The organism is Paenibacillus sp. FSL H8-0122 (genome assembly GCF_038005345.1).
In the GTDB taxonomy this organism is placed as follows: Bacteria; Bacillota; Bacilli; order Paenibacillales; family Paenibacillaceae; genus Paenibacillus_AQ.
This window is the reverse complement of record NZ_JBBOTB010000001.1, coordinates 2,893,684-2,911,885: the sequence shown is the minus strand read 5'-3', so window position 1 is coordinate 2,911,885 and position 18,202 is coordinate 2,893,684. Positions and strand designations below refer to the sequence as shown.

Below are 18,202 nucleotides of genomic sequence, written 5' to 3'. Positions count from 1 at the left end.
GCATAGAGAATATTATACGTCTTTCAGAGTGGAATGTAAGCGCATTTCAGTGAAAAAATTGAATAAGTATAGGTTTTCGTTGCTTCGCTTAATTCAATGTTACCTTTCGGGTCGTCTATACTAACGGAGAGACTATCACAGGGAGGTAATATTTTGAAACAGAGAACAAGATGGCTTGCGGCGGTTCTTACTTTTACAATGCTAATCATGTCGCTGACTGCACTTGGATTACCGGCACAAGCCGGAGCGGTTCCTATTCCGCAATCCTTCGCCAAGGGCGCAGATGTCAGCTGGCTGCCGCAAATGGAAGCTCAAGGTTACAAATTCTATAACGATCAGGGAGACGAAGCGGATCTGCTCCAGATTCTGAAGGATCACGGCATTGATTCCATACGCCTCCGGGCCTTCGTCGATCCGTCCGATGATCCGATTAACGGGCATAACAGCACCGAAGAGCTGGTTCAGCTGGCCTCTCGTGTAAGCGCTCTCGGATTTCGGGTGATGGTAGATCTGCACTACAGTGATTCCTGGGCCGATCCCGGCAAGCAGGTAACTCCGGCAGCCTGGGCCGGTGATAATCTGGAGCAGCTCAAAGCACATGTCTCGGAGTATACCACAGAGGTGATGCAAGCGCTGAAGACTGCGGGGGTAACCCCTGAGTGGGTGCAGATTGGCAATGAGATTAATAACGGGATGATGCATCCGCTGGGCAGCTATAGCAATACGGCGAATCTGGTGGAATTGATCCAGGCGGGATCACATGCGGCCAAGGCTGTTTTTCCTGAGACCAAAATCATTATTCACAGAGCCAACGGGGCAGACACCGGTGTAGATCCGTTCTATGCAGGTCTGGTCGAAGCGGGGCTTAAGGACAGCGATTATGACATCATCGGGTTATCCTATTACCCGGATTCGATCTTCACTTCTTCGATTAATGAATTGTCCTCCAATATGAACCTTTTGGCTGCAAAATATGGCAAAGAAGTCATGGTCGTTGAGGTTGGCGGCGATGTGAGCAAGAATGTAGATAATGTATACAACATGCTGGTTGCTGTTCAGAATGGCGTGAAGGCTGTACCTGGCGGCCAGGGAACAGGCGTGTTCTATTGGGCACCCGAGGGCGTCTATTTCGGATATGGGCTGTCTGCCTGGAATCCGGACGGAACACCTTCCTTCGCGATGGATGCTTTTATCGACGGTGCTTCTGCAATCAACCGGGTGCCGGTTCAGTCGGTAAAAGTGGAGAAGCAGACCGAAATCCTTGAAGTAGGCGGAACCGGCAGCGTCAAGGCAACGATCAGCCCGGGGAATGCAACCTATAAGGGGCTGACCTTTACCAGCTCTGATGAAGCCATCGTCAAGGTAGACAAGTATAAAGGAACGATCTCCGGGCTATCTGCGGGCACCTCTACAGTAACAGCGGTTACGTATGACGGCGGATTTACAGATTCAACGGAGATCACAGTCTCGCCAAGCACAAGCTTCATTCAGAATCCCGGCTTCGAGGACGGGCTGAACGGCTGGACCGTAAGCGGCGACAGCACGGCGGTCAATGTGGAGTCGGATGCCCATTCCGGTTCGGCTGCACTGCACTACTGGAGCTCAGGGGCTGCGGAATTCCAAATCTCCCAGACGGTCACCGGACTTGAGAATGGTACCTATCAGTTATCCGCTTGGGTCTCGGGTAACGGCGGGGAAGAGACCGCTGAGATTTTTGCGGGCAATCAGAAGCAGCAGTTTGTCAACACAGGCTGGCAGCAATGGAGTAATCCAACCATCGATACCGTTGAGGTTACAGATGGAACACTGACACTAGGCGCTAATCTGAAATCTGCGGGAGACAAGTGGGGGAATATTGATGACTTCAAGCTGATCAAAAAAGCCGGAGCCGTCAGCACCGATCATCTAACAGTCAACGGTGCTAAGTCCGACTGGTATCTGAGCGGTTCCAAGCCTGCTACCTTCGGTGACAGCAATGCTTCAGGCGGCTTCGATTACGGGGATGACAAGCCGATTAACTTCAACCTTACTCATGAAATGACAGGACTTGCGCCCGGAACCTATACCCTCCAGGCCAAAATCTTCGGAGACAAGGGTGAACCATCTCCCGGTTCGGTAATGTATGTGATCTCCGAGGGACAGACGTATTCGGTGCCTGTTACCTATTCAGGCAGCGCCTGGCTGAAGCCCCGGACTCTGACGCTAAAGCATGTGCACATAGGGGAAGACGGAAGTGCATCGCTGGGCTTCAAGGTCATCACGGACTCGGATAATCATTACGGCTATCTGCAAGAGGTGACCTTCGTGCGCAATAGCACAACTACACCTGAGGTTCCTGGTGAACCAAGTGAACCCAATGAACCGAGTGAACCAGTGACACCTCCGGTTACAGTGCCAGTGACACCTCCGGTAACGGAGCCGGTGACACCTCCGGTAACAGAACCGGTAACTAGCCCGGAAGAGAATCCTGTACCAAGTCCGGCAGCCAGTCCTGTGCCAAGCCCGGCTACGGCACCAGGAACGGACTCCGGTTCAGGCTGGACAGCACCGCAGGCAACAGCTCAAGCGTCAGCTACACCGCCAGCCACGCCGCAGCCGGCGATTCTGACTGTAACTGAGCCGAAGGTGAATACCCAGAACCAGATTGTGATCCCACTGGCTGAGGGGCAGAGCGAAGTAAGAATTCCCGCTGACGCCGCGGCTCTTAAGGGAATAGCTGGCCTGAAGGTGGAAGGCAAGACGGTGGCTGTAGAGATTCCAGGCCAGGTTGTGCAGCAGCTTCAAGGCTTAGCCGGGCAGCAGCAGAAGGGCTCGATGATCTCTGTCGTGCTTGAGCCATGGTCCCCAGAGCAGAAGACGGCCTGGACACTTCAGGCTAATAAGAAGAGTGAAGCTGAACTGAGAACAGCCGGAGAAATGTTCAATCTCAGGCTGTCTGTGCTGAATCAGCAGGGAGTGAAGACTCCGCTGGTCTCGTTCGCGGAACCAGTCAATCTTCGCCTGAAGCTTCAGGAGAACGGAAACCCGATGCTTGCAGGTGTCTATGCGGCCGCAGACGATGGAACGCTTGAATATGCAGGCGGAACCTGGGAACAGTCCGTATTGACTGCACAGGTACGGCAATCCGGCAATTATGCTGTACTGGAGTATGACAAGAGCTTTGCAGATGTGAGTCCGGCGGATTGGGCCTACTCAGTGATTAAAGAGATGGCTGCCAAGCATATTATCGAGGGCGACCGGGAAGGACGCTTCGCACCAAAGAGAGAAGTGACCCGGGCCGAATTCGTTACGATGCTTGTCCGTGCCCTTGGGCTGAAGGCGGAAGGCCTGAGTTCGTTCGCTGATATAGACAGCAGCAAGTGGTATTCGGGCGATGTGGCCGCCGCTTTTGCAGCCGGAATCGTCAAAGGGGACTCTACCGGCAAGTTCGCACCCGAGTCGCATATTACACGGCAAGAGATGGCAACGCTGCTTGTGAGAGCCTACGAGCTGCGCTCTGGAAGCAAGGCTCCGGCAGGTTCCTTGCCTGCTTTTGCCGATGCCGCCAAGATTGACAGCTGGGCTAAGGAGGCCGTGAGTGCCGCCGGTTCACTAGGCATCATTACAGGGACTCCGGACGGATTCCTCAAGCCCCAGGCCAATGCGACGCGCGCAGAGTGTGCGAAGGTATTGAGTTTGCTGCTTAATCTGTAAGCCGAAGGATTAGAGAGAAGTAGAAGTAGAAGTAGAGCAGCGATTCTCCTGGTTAGGGGGCGCTGCTCTTTTTACTGGCATGGGAAAGTTCGATTACGAAGGAGCCGGGCCGCATGTAGGTGAAGAACCGATCACATTGGGCAGCAGGAAGGCGAACGGACGAAATATAGTCGGAAAACCGATCACATTGGGCAGCAGGAAGAAGAACGGGCCAAATGTAGTCGGAAAACCGAGACATCGGGCAGCAGGAAGGCGAACGGGCGAAATGTAGTCGGAAAACCGATCACAATGGGTCGCGGCGAACGCAACAGTAGGGGGCCGTGCGCTTCCTAAGTACAAAAAAGATCTACTCTAGCCTGCAGCTCCTCCCTTACATCATCCGGCATTTCCTTCACCTTAAGGTCATCGCCCAGGAATAACAGCCAATTCGTGAACTCCTTCAGCTCCTCCGTGCGGTTCACCTCGACTTCCATTTTCAGGATAGCGGTTGTTTGGTAGGGGTTAGTATAGGACAGCGCCACCCTGAACGGGTGATATTTGCGGTATTGGGCAATGGCCCGGGGACCTAGCTCTAGGACAAGGTTGTTCTTCACTTGCTGCTTGCTAAGCTTCTCCTGAATTTTTTTCGCGCTTGGCCTGTTGGAGCCCGGGTAGGGGATGATATCAGTTAGCTGATCAACCGGGATGATCCGTTTCCTGGAGGCGTCCAGGTCGAAGCACTCGATGAGCCACAGGCTTTTCTCCTGGTAGAGACGTAAAAGATACACAGCATAAGAGATATCCTTCTGGTCTTCCCGGCAGGTAATTAGCAGATAACGGTCCGCCAGCAGGAGCCGGATCAGCTTGTCCAGCATAGGGTGGGGGAGATCGGACAGATCCAGCAGATCAGGATTGCCCGGGTGGGTGCCCTCGAACAGCAGGATCTGATTGAGAAGAACAAGCTCCTCCTGCTGATTCTCCGAGATGAGCCCCAGTAATTTCTCCGTCAGCGACTGGCGGCTCCTGAGATAAGGAAGCTGGCCGTTTCTTGTCGCCATGAAGGCAATGAACAGCGCTTTGACCTCGTTATCCGTGAACCGGACCACCGGAAGGATAGAGTTGCGCATAACGGAATACCCGCCATCCCGGCCCACCTCTGCAACCAGCGGCATCCCGAGCGCCTCAATCTCCCGGATATCCCGCTGGGCGGTCGAACGCGAAATATTGAATTCCCGCATGATTTCCGTCAGCGTAAAATGGGCACGATTGTTAATGTACCGCATGATGATGTTGATCCGTTCTACTTTTTTCATCGCGGCTCCTAAACAGGTTCATTTTTTGACATGGTTCAAGGTTATCATATACATAGCAGGTGAGGAACACAAATATGAATAAAGGCGGGATATAACAATGGCAGGGTATACTATTGAAGAGAAAGACAGCTTTACGGTGATTGGTCTGGGCGTTGATCTTAAGAGTGATTACACGGACTATGCCGGGATTTATAAGGAGAAGATGGATTTTTGGCAGGCGGTCAGTGAAGATGGCAGGCTCGACTTGTTAAAAGGGATTGCGGAGAATGACTATGTGTTTGTGGTGAACGAAGCGGTGAACGGCAAGATGATGCATTATGCCGGGGTAATGGCAGGTGCAGCCGCACAGATTCCGCAGGAAGCCCGGGTGATTCAATTCCCGAAGGGGGAATACCTCGTAGTGGCAGGCGAAGGAGCGACAACGGAGGAATTAAGCAATACTTTGACGGGCTTGGCCTTCGGACAAGCTTTGCCGCAAGCAGAAGGATACGCCTACGTGGGCGGGCCGAATACCGCTGTGGAGATGGGCAGCCGGGACGGCTCGCTGTATGGCGAAATGTGGATTCCTGTCATAAGAAATTAAGTAACGTAATGGAGGATAACTAACTATGGCATACACAGTTGATTTCAAAGAGGTGTCTTTGCAAGGCCTGGAGTCGTCTCCGGTTGCTGAGGCGCTGGCGGGATTACGTGCGAATGAGGCGCGTTATTTCATGAACAAGTATAAGCATGAATTCACAGTCGTTCCGGCCAGTGAAAGCCAGGAGACGCTGAATTACGTGAACGGGATTCTGAGTAAGGAGCGGGGTCTTGAGTTTGCTGCTAAGCCACTCCAAACGTCGCAGTTCCAGGTGGAGAATATCCGGTTCGCCTACGTTTTCTATGAGGATGGTCTTGCGCTTAATGTAATGTACACGGTGGATGATCCCAAGAAGCGGGCGGTCGGCTTCAAGCTCTCAGAGGGGATGGAGATTCCGAAGGAACTGGAGGACAAGTTCAAGTTCGCACGGCAGAAGTCGAAGCTGGCCGGTACGATTCGGGGTTCGTTTTTTGTGATTAAGGGAGAGTACTAATAAAAATCCCCACAAAGTGAAGTTTAAGCTTCGGAGTTTACTCGGGTACTTAGCTGGACCGCAAAACATATAAGTACTTAAAGAGGGGCTGCCAACTGGCAGCCCCTTATGGCCGTTCAGATCTCCTCCGCTGTATACGTCTTTTGGGTGCGGAGGACCGGGAAGAACCGGTACATCCAGAGCACGGTAATAATGAGGGTGCCAACTCCGCCGATCACGGTTGCAGGCACGGCCCCGACCAGCCCGGCCATGGTGCCGGACTCGAATTCTCCAAGCTGGTTCGAGGTGCCGATGAATAACGAATTCACTGCGTTCACCCGGCCCTGCATCTCCTGCGGCGTGTTGACCTGCACCAGTGTCGAGCGGATAACGACACTCACGACATCCGAGCCGCCGATCAGAACGAGCGCGAACAGGGACAGCCAGAAGCTGTGGGAGATGCCGAACAGCATCGTGGCCAAAGCGAACACGACCAGTGAGGCGAACAGCATCCGGCCGATGGCGCGTTCTACCGAGTAGCGGGTCAGAATGAGCGAGACGATGATCGCGCCCACCGCCGGGGCGGAACGCAGCAGGCCCAGACCGAGCGAGCCGGTCTTCAGAATATCCTCGGCGAAGATCGGCAGCAGTGCCGTGGCCCCGCCAAGCAATACAGCGAACAGGTCCAGCGAGATTGTACCCAGGATAATCTTGCGGGCGAAGACAAACCGCAGGCCGCTGAGGAAGGTGTCCATGCTGACTGCGTCCAGCTTTTTGACGAAATGAACAGTCTTGACGAAGAAAATCAGCACTGTCGATACCAGCAGCGTGGCAAGCGAGGCGATATAAGCGGCAGCTGTACCCCAGACCACGAGAACACCCCCGAGGGACGGGCCGACGATCATCGCCGTCTGCATCGCAGACGCGGACCAGGCCGCTGCCTTCGGCAACTGCTCGCGGTCCACGATATCGGGGACCAGCGCCGCCGAGGCCGGACTCTCGAAGGTACGGCACGCGCCAAGGACTGCTGCGGCTGCCAGCAGGTGGACTGCGCTGAGCCAGCCTTCGATGCTTCCGAGGACGAGCAGCAGCACGATGAGGCACTCTGTAAGCTGGCACAGGAACACAATGGTTCGGCGGTCATAGCGGTCTGCCGTCTGTCCGGCAGGCAATGTAAGCAGCAGCATGGGCAGGAATTGGGCCAGCCCGACCAGTCCAAGCTGGTAGGCGCTGCCGGTCAGCGCATACATCTGCCAGCCAATTGCCACCGACAGCATCTGAAAGGCACTGGTGGAGAAGATCCGCGCGATCCATAAGCGCAGGAACGAGCGGTTATGCAGTACAGACGAGCGTGGAGTATTCCTATCCGGTGTATTCAAAGTATTCAAAGGGTGTCATCCTCCAAGCGATCAGAATCGGGTTCAGATGCGGGCTCCGGCTTTCGCCCGCGCATCTCAGGGTGTTCCTGGAATATTAAGGAGTAATTCTTGCCGTAACGCGCCTCCAGCTCCTGGGCGAAATCCTGCTCTATGCGCATCATCAAGACATCGTGATAATAAGACGTCTGAAGCACATCCAGCACAGCCGGATGGTTGCTCTCCAGCGCCGAAGCCTGCGAATGGCGGGTGAAGCTGCCCAGAAGCGAGGTCTCCTTATCCAGCAGGAGCGAGAAGTTCCGGGCGGTCTTCGGCCTGCCTGCCGGTACGCTATGCACAATGACACGCGACAGCGCTGTAGGTATGTCACCTATCACCATCAGGTGAACGGCAATGCCCCGTTCTTCGGCGGCAAGCAGTGTGTCTTCTATCCGGTGCAGATCTTCCGCCCAGATATCTGCCAGAATCTCCGCGCTGGCATTGGCAGCAAGCCGCCTTACCGCCAGATCCACCTGCGCGTCTCCCTTCCAGTTGCTGAAGAAGGGCGGTACAGCAGGCAGGTGGCCCAATTCGTTCTCCAGTAGGTGGGCGGTGCGCTCAAATTCTGCCTGAAGCAGCTTAACGACCTGCCGGACCGGAATTGCAGCGAAGGTAACCGGCTCGCCTTCGACTGTCCGGCAGACTCCTTTATCGACCAGACTGCGCAGCGCGGCGTATACATTGGACCGGGACACGGACACCTGCTTGGCGACTTCATAGCCTGAGGAGGGGGGCTGGCCGTGCAGCGCCAGGTAGCAGCGGGCTTCCAGATCGGATAAGCCGAGCTTGCGTAATGCTTCAATCATGGGTGAACCGCCTTTCTGTGAGAGTAAGTAATGCTTCGTTGTATGTAGAAGTATTTCAAAATACTACTCCGATCCTAAAGTACTGTCAAGCAGCAATATCCGGCCATCCGCAGCACCGAGCGTCTCACAAAAATGATTACAGTCGGGTGAAATCAGGTAATAACTCTCAAGACGGCTTAAAAAGCCGATATGCAAGAGAGTCTCGACTATAAACCAATGACAGGATGAGGACTTATGCGAAAAGCAATTCTGACTACCATGCTCATCTCCAGTCTGTTAATGGCTGGCTGCGGCAATAACGAGGCGGGAAATGGCGGTACAGCGGCTACTCCAGAGACCGGACAGGCAGCGACGGCAAGCCCGGAGGTTACACCCGAGGTCACGCCGGAACCGGCAGCTGAGGCTACCGCAGAGCCTGCACCGGAAGCTACGGCACAGGCACCAACGCAGACGACCGCACCGGAAGCCACGCCGAAGGCCAGTGCGGCGGCGGGGGATTCGCAGCGGCAGACTTATTTTGACAAGCTGGATAAGATTGAAGAGGGCCTTGGCGATCTGAAGGCAATGTCAGACAGCGGGGTCATGACTGATATGAAGGAGGCCGCCTCCAAGGAGCATGAGCGCTGGGACAAGGCGCTGAATGAAATCTACCAGGAGCTTAAAGTGCAGCTTTCCGAGGCTGATATGGCAAAACTGAAAGAGGAGCAGCTCAGCTGGATCAAGGAACGCGATAAGGCCGCAGAGGATGCGGCTGCCAAGTATAAAGGCGGAACGATGGAGGGGCTGGAATACGCGGCTACCTTGGCCTCAGTGACGAAGGAACGTTGTTATAAGCTGGTTGAGCTGTATATGAAGTAATCAAAGAGCGCAGTGACCCTCTCGTAAGGAGGGCCGCTGCGCTGTTTTTTTGACCATTTGTATGACTGAAGAATTGATAAGTGTATCTGTACAATTAAAAACCGCAAAAAGGAGGGATTTCGTCTTCTAACTGTAGTCTGTACAACTAAATTTGTCCGAATGGCGTAGAAACAGGTATAGAAGAAAGTTTAATTGTACGGAATGCAGTTAAGCGGATAATATGCGGTAAATTAGACGGTTTAGCTGTACGTAATACATCTAAGCCCACTAATTTAAATCTATTCACTTAATCTGCAGATGCCCGCCTAAGCGAGAATTGATTCAAATCTTCTGAATCTCCGTGGGACAACAAGACTCCCCGGTTAATCATCTCCCGCATTCTATTTACTATAAATGAAGTGTCCACTAGCTGCCGTGAGACTTCTAACACCCGGATGAAGACACTCCCTGCGCTGACGTATCCCTTCCTGGCCTGATTCCGTTCTTGCTCCTGTTCCAGTTCAATAACGGACCTGAGAATCACCTCATCCATAGCGCTTTCATCACAGCTAATAATGGCGGCATCTTTCCATAGACGCAGCATTTGATTTTCCTCCGCCAGCCTGAGCCAATCCAATTCATATCTCCTTCTCTGATCAGATTGAAGAGGGAGGCCTTGACCATGGCTTTTTACGATATATAAGTAATCCTCACGATCGGTTCCGCCTATAAAATGGGGTGTGACCCCTTCTTTGCTATGAATCCCTGCTGAATGATAAAGCTCAGTCACATCAACCATACGCACCGGCTGTATGCGATCCCGCAACAGATGTAATACGAAACGCAGACCAGTCTGGTCATGCGCATTATCCGCCACCCAAATGACGATGATCTTATGGGGCGGGATGCTTTTCACTGTCTGTGACATGCGGACAAGCTGGTTCTCTTGGTGGCAATGCTGGCTGATGCTGTAATTCTCATCACGTTCCCCCACCCATTGATGCCTGTTCTGCATTCCCGTTAATGTGTCCAAGCCTGATAAGGGCCCAATTGAGAACAATTCATTAAAAGCAAGCACTTGGCTTGTCTCACGTTTACCGAGGGCACTGAACGCCACTTTTAGGGAACCTGCATCTGACATGCCAGAAATAATATGTACATATTCTTGTTCCATTCGTTCATTTGAAACTCCATGTGCCTTAGCCATAAACACACTCCTAACCTAACATATCCCTTATAATACCACTTGTTGGCCCCCAGCGTGCCCGTTATAACAGTCGATTCTAGGCTGAAAGTGCTTTTTTTTGAGCAGAACGGATCCCTATTATTTGTTACGCTCCATATGAATGTTACCAGGAAAGGAGGCGGGGGCGCTCAAGCTCAAGCTGGAAGACAACTAGGAGAGCATCTGCACAAGTTTCCCCTGATTTCTAAATTGATTTTAGAATACTAGGAGGAGTTAAGCCCATGGGTAGAAAAAAGAGGTCTGTTCAGAAAACATTGCTCACATTCTTATTATCCTGTCTGCTGGTCTTACCGCTTGCTCTCCCGCCCGCACCGGCACATGCAGCTTCTACCGGAAATCATCCCGCCCGTCAGGCAGAATATCTGGACCGTGGGTTGGTCGCGGTTCTGACGGATGGCGGCGTGTTTGTGAGCTGGAGGTACTTGAATACGGATTCAGATGAAATCGCTTACAATGTCTATAAAAACGGGATGAGGGTGAATCCGGCTCCGATCGTAGACTCTACCAACTATGTGGATGCGACGGGGGCCGACAGCTCGCAATATCAGATTTCTACGATTATTGCGGGGAAGGAGGAAATGCAGCCCGGGCGGGCGGCGGTGTGGCATAACGACTATCTGCCGATTCCGCTGGATAAGCCTGCCGATGGCCGGACCAAAGACGGGGGGACGTATTCCTATTACGCCGGAGATGCCTCTGTTGGGGATCTGGACGGGGACGGGGAATATGAGATCGTTTTCTTGTGGAGTCCCAGCAATGCGAAGGATAATTCACAAGCCGGTTATACCGGGAACGTCTACATCGACGCGGTCAAAATGGACGGCACCAAGCTCTGGCGCATTGACCTTGGCGTGAACATCCGGGCCGGGGCGCACTATACGCAGCTTATGGTGTATGACCTGGACGGCAACGGCAAAGCCGAGGTGGTGGTCAAGACAGCGGACGGCACCAAAGACGGGCAAGGTACGGTCATCGGTGACGGCACCAAGGATTACCGCAATGACGGCGGATATATCCTGGACGGGCCGGAATATCTGACGCTGTTCGACGGCCAGACCGGCGCTGCGGTGTCCACCGTTGACTATGACCCGCCAAGAGGCAATGTAAGCGCGTGGGGAGACGGATATGGCAATCGTGTAGACCGGTTCCTGGCCGGGATTGCATACCTGGACGGCATGAAGCCGAGCGTTGTGATGGCCCGTGGCTACTATACAAGAACAACGCTTACCGCATACGATTACACGAATGGCGCATTGGTGAAGCGCTGGAACTTCGACACGAACGAAGCTGGCTCACAATATGAAGCACAGGGTAATCACAACCTGAGTGTGCTGGATGCAGACGGTGACGGCCGGGATGAGATCATGTACGGTGCGCTGGCGATTGACGATGACGGCACGCTGCTCTACAGCACCGGACTTGGACATGGAGATGCGATGCACGCCGGCAAGCTTGATCCGAACCGGGAAGGGTACCAGGTCGTCAGTGTGCATGAGCATAAAGATGCTGCTTACGGGCTGGAGATGCGCGATGCGGCAACAGGCGAGATTCTCTGGGGTCAGTTTACCGGAAAAGACACCGGGCGGGGAATGTCCGCAGATATCGATCCGGAGCATCCCGGCTACGAGTCTTGGGCATCCACGATTGTGAACGGGCAGATGGACCCGTTATCCCGCGGCTACGCAGCTGACGGACAAGTGATCTATGAGCAGAATGAAGTGCCGCGAAGCGCGAATTTCGCCATCTGGTGGGATGGGGATCTCCAGCGGGAGCTGTTTGACCACGACTGGAACAATACTACAGCACAAGGCATTCCGCTGATTTATAAGTGGGATTACCGGAATAAGCAGCTGAAGGGGATTTTTCGGGCGGCGGGTACGCTGACCAATAATCATACCAAAGGCAATCCGGCCCTTCAGGCAGATCTGCTGGGCGATTGGCGCGAGGAGCTGCTGCTGCGCAGTGAAGATAGCACGGAGTACAGACTCTATACCACTACGATTCCTACAACCTACAGAATTCCGACACTTATGCAAGATCCGGTGTACCGGCTGGGGATCGCCTGGCAGAATGTGGCATACAACCAGCCGCCGCATACGGGCTTCTATCTGGGAACGGAGGCCACCGCTTTTCCCAAAGCAAATCTGACACTGGCCGGTGCGCCGCAACCGCTGGAGCAAGTCTACCACTTCGGGTTCGGTACAGAGCCGCCAGCCGGAACAACTTCTGTGCAGGCTACGCCGTACACGGAGGAAACAGGATATGGTTTCGAGAGCATAAGCGGAATCACCTTGGGCGCGGGCCACGCTTCTCTGCCGGAGAACACCAAGTTTGCGGTGGACCTGCCGAATGCCAATTACAAAGTGACTCTTAAGCTGGGCAGCGAAGCCAGAGACTCAGAAGTAGGGGTCAAATCCGAATTTGTACAAAAGCTGGCGCAAACCCAAATCCATGCCGGCATACCACTGCTCTATTCCTATGACATTGCGGTGGTGGACGGCCAGTTAGAGTTTATTTTCTCCGGCACGGCAGCCGATGTGCAGGAGATTAAGATCGAGAAATACCCGCAGAAGGTCCCGGGAAGCGGAACAACCATCTATATGGCTGGTGACTCGACGATGCAGTCCTACAGCGGAATGCAGGCTCCGCAGGAAGGATGGGGCCAGCAATTCAGTAAATACTTCAGCAGCGGAGTAACGGTCCAGAATGATGCCATTGGCGGCAGAAGCAGCAAGTCGTTTATGGTGGACGGCCGTCTGGATAGTATCCTGCAGCGGATCAGACCGGGCGATTATTTCTTCATCTCCTTCGGGCACAACGATGCCAGCGCAGGTATTCCTGACCGTTATGCCTCTCCGGCAGATTATGCAGCGTACTTGACCCGCTACGTGAACGGAGCGAAGCAGCGCGGGGCCACTCCGGTTCTGTTAACGCCGGTAGGACGCAGGGACTTCAATACGGTCACTCAGGAATTCAACGTAAGCTTTCCGGAATATGTGAAGGCGGCAAAAGAAACAGCGGCTGCGCTGAACGTGCCGCTGATCGATCTGAGCCAGCTCAGCATTTCGGAGTATAACCTTGTCGGGTTGGCGGCTACGGAGAAGCTTTTCCTCTATGCTAATCCAGGGGAGTATCCGAAGTACCCGAACGGGGTCAGCGATAATACCCATTTCAGCACCTATGGCGCGCAGGTCATTGCCGGTCTGGTAGCGGGCGCAGTGAAGGAAATGAATCTCAGCATATCCCCGTTCGTGATTGATCCCGGTATTACCGGGCCGGAGCCAGAGCCGGAGGTGCAGCAATATGCGGAGGACTTCGAGGGTGATCCGGCCGCAGTACAATATTCGATGGTGAATGCTACGGGCACTGCCGGAACTATGGCGAGCACGGTAACAGAAGAGAACGGGAACAAGGTATTGTCTGTGACGGGCTCCGGCTCCGGCAACCGCGCCAAGGTATTCCGCCTCTTCGATGCGGTGAACGGCGATATTGTGAATGTCGATTTCAACTGGCATTCCGGCAATGTGGGCGCTGTCCCGTCGGAGGGGCATCTGACTCTTCAGGATGCGAATGAGAACCAGATTTTCACTCTGTTCACCAAGACTGGAGCGGCAAGCCCGAATACGAACATTCATTATTTCACCGGCCCGTACACACCAGACTATGGTACTGGCACCACTGCCATTCCAGGGGGCGGAAACGCTACGACTATTCCTAAGAATCAGTGGGTGAATGTCAAGCTGAAGATTGATTTTGCCGGAAAAACCCTTGATCTCACCTTGACCAGTCTCGCTAACCCGAGTGTCACCCAGACGATCACGGATATTCCGCTGAGTCCTGGCGTCTATGCGAATAACGTTAGGGGCTTGAGGTTCCTGGGTACGCGAAAAGGAGGAGAAGGCACGCTGAACTGGACTACCCAGATCGACAACGTGAAGATTGAGGGTACGAAGCTTCCGGTGGCAGCAGGCGATATGGCGGCGTTGATTGCGCTGCATCAGGAAGTGAAGGCGATTGATCTGGCACCGTATACGGAGGCTTCAGCAGCAGTGGTGCATAGAGCCTTGAACGCTGCCGAGGCGCTGATCGGGACAGCGGCCACGCAGGCGCAGATCAATCATGCGGTGAATATGCTGACTGTTGCACGCGACTCACTGACTCGTGAGCCTGCTGGGGATATTAGCGCGTATTCCTTTGATTTTGGCTCGGGCAGTGCAGCAGACGGCTATACGAAGGTGGATGCCAAAAGGGCCTACGTGGAAGGGAACGCCTACGGGTTCGCCGACACCGCGCTGGTCCAGGACGAGAACCGGGGAACCGGCAACCCGCTGACAGAGGACTTCACCCGTGTAAACGGGACCTCTTTCGTAGTGGAGATGAAGCCGGCGAATTACCGTGTAACGATGACCATCGGGGATACGCAAGAAGTGACCCAGACGGGTGTTACGGTGGAGCAAATGAACAAGCTGCCGGTCACTACCATCCCCTCAGGCCAATTCAAGGAAGTGACGTATGATATCGCCCTGATCGATGGTGTATTTAACTTCAGCTTCTCCGGCAGTACACCGAAGATCAATGCGCTGAGAATTGAGCGCCTGCCGGAGCAGGGAGCGGCTGATAAGCCAACTCTCTATCTGGCGAGTGATTCCACAGTGGCCAATTACGCGGAGAGCTACCGTCCGCAGGCGGGGTGGGGCGAGACGTTGGGCCGTTATTTTGACCCGGAGAAGATCGGTATTGATAACCGGGCAGTCGGCGGCCTAAGCAGCAAAACCTTTCTGAACAGCGGATATCTCAATGATATTCTGCTTGGTATTCATGAAGGGGATTATCTGTTCATGCAGTGGTCGCATAATGATTCCACGCCGTCCCGGCCGGAACGTTATCTTACCCCGGAGCAGTTCAAGGTGTACTTGAAGGATTATATTAACGGCGCTGTGCAGAGAGGCGCGATTCCAGTACTGGTTACACCTGTGAACCGTAGGGATTTCAGCGGAGAGGTGCTGAACAAGAGCTTCCCGGCATACGTGCAGGCGATGAAGGAAACGGCGCAGGAGACGGGTACTCTGCTGATCGATCTGAATCAGGCAAGCTGGGAGTATTTTCAGGAGCTGGGTACAGAGGGGACCAAGTCCATCTTCATGTGGACGGGTACCACTGAGGATAATACACATCTGCAGATGAACGGTGCCATTAAGGTCTCTGAGCTGGTAGCGGGGCTGGTGAAGGAGCTGAATATTCCGTTGTCGGCATGGGTCACCTTGGGCATACCGCTGTCGGACGGCGCTCCAGGCATACCGGTGCTGTCCGATAATAACGGGCATGATACGGGGCTGCGGGATGGCGATTATACAATTACGATGAATCTCTGGTGGGGCAATAATGGTACCCGCTTCAAGCTCTATGAGAATGGCGAAATGATTAAGGAGGGCGCTCTGACAGACCAGTCACCGTCCGCCCAGTCCGTGCAGATCGATATTGCCGGCAGACAGAATGGAGCTTATGTCTATACGCTGGAACTCAGCAATCCGCACGGTTCGGTGACAAGTGCACCCTTAACAGTAACGGTCACCGATGCCTCCCCGGGTCAGGCCGTGTTATCGGGCGATAACTGGGACGAAGACGGCAGCTATGCGGTTACGATGAATATGTGGTGGGGGACGAATGCGGCGGAATACCAGCTGTACGAGAATGGCGAATTGGTCGATACCCAGACTCTACAGGCGCATACCCCGGATGCCCAGTCCGCAGTCACGGCAATCTCCGGCAAAACCCCCGGAACCTATGAATACGAAGCGGTCCTGCGCAACGCGGCAGGCGAGTCCAGATCCGCGAAGATGACAGTGACAGTAAGGGAGTGAGCGGCTGGCTGAAGGTTGAATGATACGCACGTTCGTATGAATCTTACTGGAAAAGCCCGGGAAACCGGGCTTTTTGTGCTGAAAGAGATACATTACATAGCTCGAGCAGAATGTGGCTGGAGGGGAGCTGTGAAGTGTATTAATACCCTTGAATTGAGCGAATATGAGCCAAACAAGCAAATGAAGTGCATTAATACCCTTGAATTGAGCGAAAGTAGGCTGCGAGCGTAAATGAAGTGCATTAGTACCTCTGAATCCAGTGAATGCGGGTCAGACGGGCAACTGTAGTGCACTAGTGCACCTGAGCTACAGCAATCTTGCAAATGTACAGTAACATTCCTCTTGGCAGCGTGCTATTCTTGGGCCAGTAATACTAGCACCTAGCGCAAAGTAGCACATATCAGACTAGTTCCGAACCTAGCACACGGCAGTAACCAGCTCACTACTATCAGTACATTTGTTCAAAAGGGAGGCGGGGCTGAAGAAAAATGTATGCGTTTACACTCAAGCGAGTTTGGATTCAATTGTTATTCGCTTAAGCTCCATTCAGCAGGCAGGTGATACGTTCACATTGCTACCCTGTATCTATTTATGTGCGTAAGGTCATGAGATGAAGGAGGCTTAATAAATGAAGCAGATCAAACATTGGATGCTGGCTCTAATTATGACGCTGCTGCTGACTGTAGTGCCTGCGGGGGCGGGGAGCGCGGCGGCTGTGCTGGAGGAGGTGCCTTTTCCGATGGATTCCAGCAATCAGGCGGGTTGGTGGTCCCCTATTGCCACTTATGGGCTTGGCTATGAGTATGCCTATATGGCCTATAACGCCCCAGGGTCGATACCCGGTAAGCATACAGTAGCTATTGCAAGAAGAGACAACGACGGGGGATGGAGCAAGCTTCCGCTCATGGATGGGACAACCCCTGCGGAATATCTGGACGATCTCGGGCATAACCAGCCTTCTATGGCGAGAGACGGAAACGGGCGGTTCCACGTATTTGCTTCTATGCACAGCAATCCCTGGCGCTATTACCGTTCAGATACTGTTGGCGGAATTCCGCAGAACCATTCCGACGAGCTGCCCGCAGGCATGACAGTAACCTATCCGGTAGTGACGACCGCTCCGAATGGAGATCTGTATTTGCTGGTGCGCGTGGACAAAGACCCGGCTGGTAAAAGAGAGGCTGTACTCTTCCGCTGGAACAACGCCGATTCCGTATGGACTCAGGTCAAAATCATTGCGGCGCACCTCAACCGGTCTGTCTATCCCGATGACCTAGTCTTTGATGCGAACGGCGATATGCATATCTTGTTCGAGTGGGCGTACTTCGCGGCCAGCCCGCTGCGCCATCAGTTGTCCTATCTGAAGTACAGCCCGTCCACGGGTGTATTCAGCAAAGCCGACGGAACTCCGGTCACAGCACCGGTCTCCCTGACTACTGCGGACATCGTGCAGCCAATGGCTCCAAGCGAAGCCTATGTGCAGAGCGGCAGTGACCCCGGCGGTCCGGGCGTACAGAGCGCTAAGATGACGCTTGACTCTGCGGGTCGTCCCGTAATCGCTTACCGTTACCGTGAGGAGGGCAGCACAAGCTTTGCGGTGAAGCAGGCCACATACGGTGCAGGCGGCTGGAACTTACAGACCGTCTATAACGCTGCTCCCACGAATGCGGCGATCGATGTGACCTGGACCGGTACAGGAGCAAGAGTCTATTATGTCAAAAGCAGCGGAACTGACCGTGCGTTCATGGCAGTGAACAGCGGCGGAGGCTGGACCGAGACCTCGCTTGCACCGGGTATCCCGGTTGAACGGCTGGCGGTAGACCGCAGCCCGAAGGGGATTGATACCTTGTATCTGGTAGACGTAACGAACCTGAAGTTATACTACGGGCGAAATAACTAGGCCAGGTAAGAGGAACTCCACATCATAGCTATCTACCAAAAGAAAGAACCCGGGCATTTGACATTCGCCCGGGTTCTTTCGTATTGCATATATACATACA

10 protein-coding genes are annotated in these 18,202 nt (G+C 53.8%); 6 read left to right on the top strand and 4 right to left on the bottom strand.

The window, feature by feature from the left end:
• Positions 1-153 precede the first annotated feature (153 nt).
• Positions 154-3,693, top strand: a complete 3,540-nt coding sequence (locus NSS64_RS12755) for a glycosyl hydrolase 53 family protein (protein ID WP_341140341.1) — start codon at positions 154-156, stop codon at positions 3,691-3,693.
• Positions 3,694-4,022: 329 nt separating this feature from the next.
• On the opposite strand, the gene NSS64_RS12750 is transcribed toward NSS64_RS12755, so the two are convergent.
• Positions 4,023-4,985, bottom strand: coding sequence for a helix-turn-helix transcriptional regulator (locus tag NSS64_RS12750; protein ID WP_341140340.1), 963 nt, complete (start codon positions 4,983-4,985; stop codon positions 4,023-4,025).
• 97 nt (positions 4,986-5,082) lie between these two features.
• Between NSS64_RS12750 and NSS64_RS12745 the strand changes: the two genes are divergently transcribed.
• Positions 5,083-5,568: a GyrI-like domain-containing protein gene (locus NSS64_RS12745; protein WP_340979397.1), complete on the top strand. Its 486-nt coding sequence runs from the start codon at positions 5,083-5,085 to the stop codon at positions 5,566-5,568.
• Positions 5,569-5,593: 25 nt separating this feature from the next.
• Positions 5,594-6,058 (top strand): phage tail protein, encoded by a 465-nt coding sequence (locus tag NSS64_RS12740; RefSeq protein WP_341140339.1) that lies wholly within the window; start codon positions 5,594-5,596, stop codon positions 6,056-6,058.
• Between the two features lie 116 nt (positions 6,059-6,174).
• Here the strand turns inward: NSS64_RS12740 and NSS64_RS12735 are convergent, their stop codons facing one another.
• Positions 6,175-7,425, bottom strand: a complete 1,251-nt coding sequence (locus tag NSS64_RS12735; RefSeq protein ID WP_341140338.1) for an MFS transporter — start codon at positions 7,423-7,425, stop codon at positions 6,175-6,177.
• Positions 7,422-8,258, bottom strand: coding sequence for a TrmB family transcriptional regulator (locus NSS64_RS12730; protein ID WP_341140337.1), 837 nt, complete (start codon positions 8,256-8,258; stop codon positions 7,422-7,424). Before NSS64_RS12730 ends, NSS64_RS12735 begins: the two co-directional genes overlap by 4 nt.
• 234 nt (positions 8,259-8,492) lie before the next feature.
• Between NSS64_RS12730 and NSS64_RS12725 the strand changes: the two genes are divergently transcribed.
• The gene (locus NSS64_RS12725) at positions 8,493-9,116 is read left to right on the top strand and encodes a lysozyme inhibitor LprI family protein (protein ID WP_341140336.1); all 624 of its coding nucleotides are present in this window, start codon (positions 8,493-8,495) and stop codon (positions 9,114-9,116) included.
• Positions 9,117-9,402: 286 nt separating this feature from the next.
• On the opposite strand, the gene NSS64_RS12720 is transcribed toward NSS64_RS12725, so the two are convergent.
• On the bottom strand, positions 9,403-10,302 hold the full coding sequence (locus tag NSS64_RS12720; RefSeq protein ID WP_340992917.1) for a DUF1835 domain-containing protein: 900 nt from the start codon (positions 10,300-10,302) through the stop codon (positions 9,403-9,405).
• Positions 10,303-10,562: 260 nt separating this feature from the next.
• Between NSS64_RS12720 and NSS64_RS12715 the strand changes: the two genes are divergently transcribed.
• Both NSS64_RS12715 and NSS64_RS12710 read left to right on the top strand, forming a co-directional pair.
• Positions 10,563-16,202 carry a rhamnogalacturonan lyase family protein gene (locus tag NSS64_RS12715; RefSeq protein ID WP_341140335.1) on the top strand — a complete coding sequence of 1,880 codons (5,640 nt, stop codon included), beginning with the start codon at positions 10,563-10,565 and terminating at the stop codon, positions 16,200-16,202.
• A 628-nt stretch (positions 16,203-16,830) separates the two neighbouring features.
• Positions 16,831-18,102, top strand: a complete 1,272-nt coding sequence (locus NSS64_RS12710; protein WP_341140334.1) for a BNR-4 repeat-containing protein — start codon at positions 16,831-16,833, stop codon at positions 18,100-18,102.
• Positions 18,103-18,202: the final 100 nt, after the last annotated feature.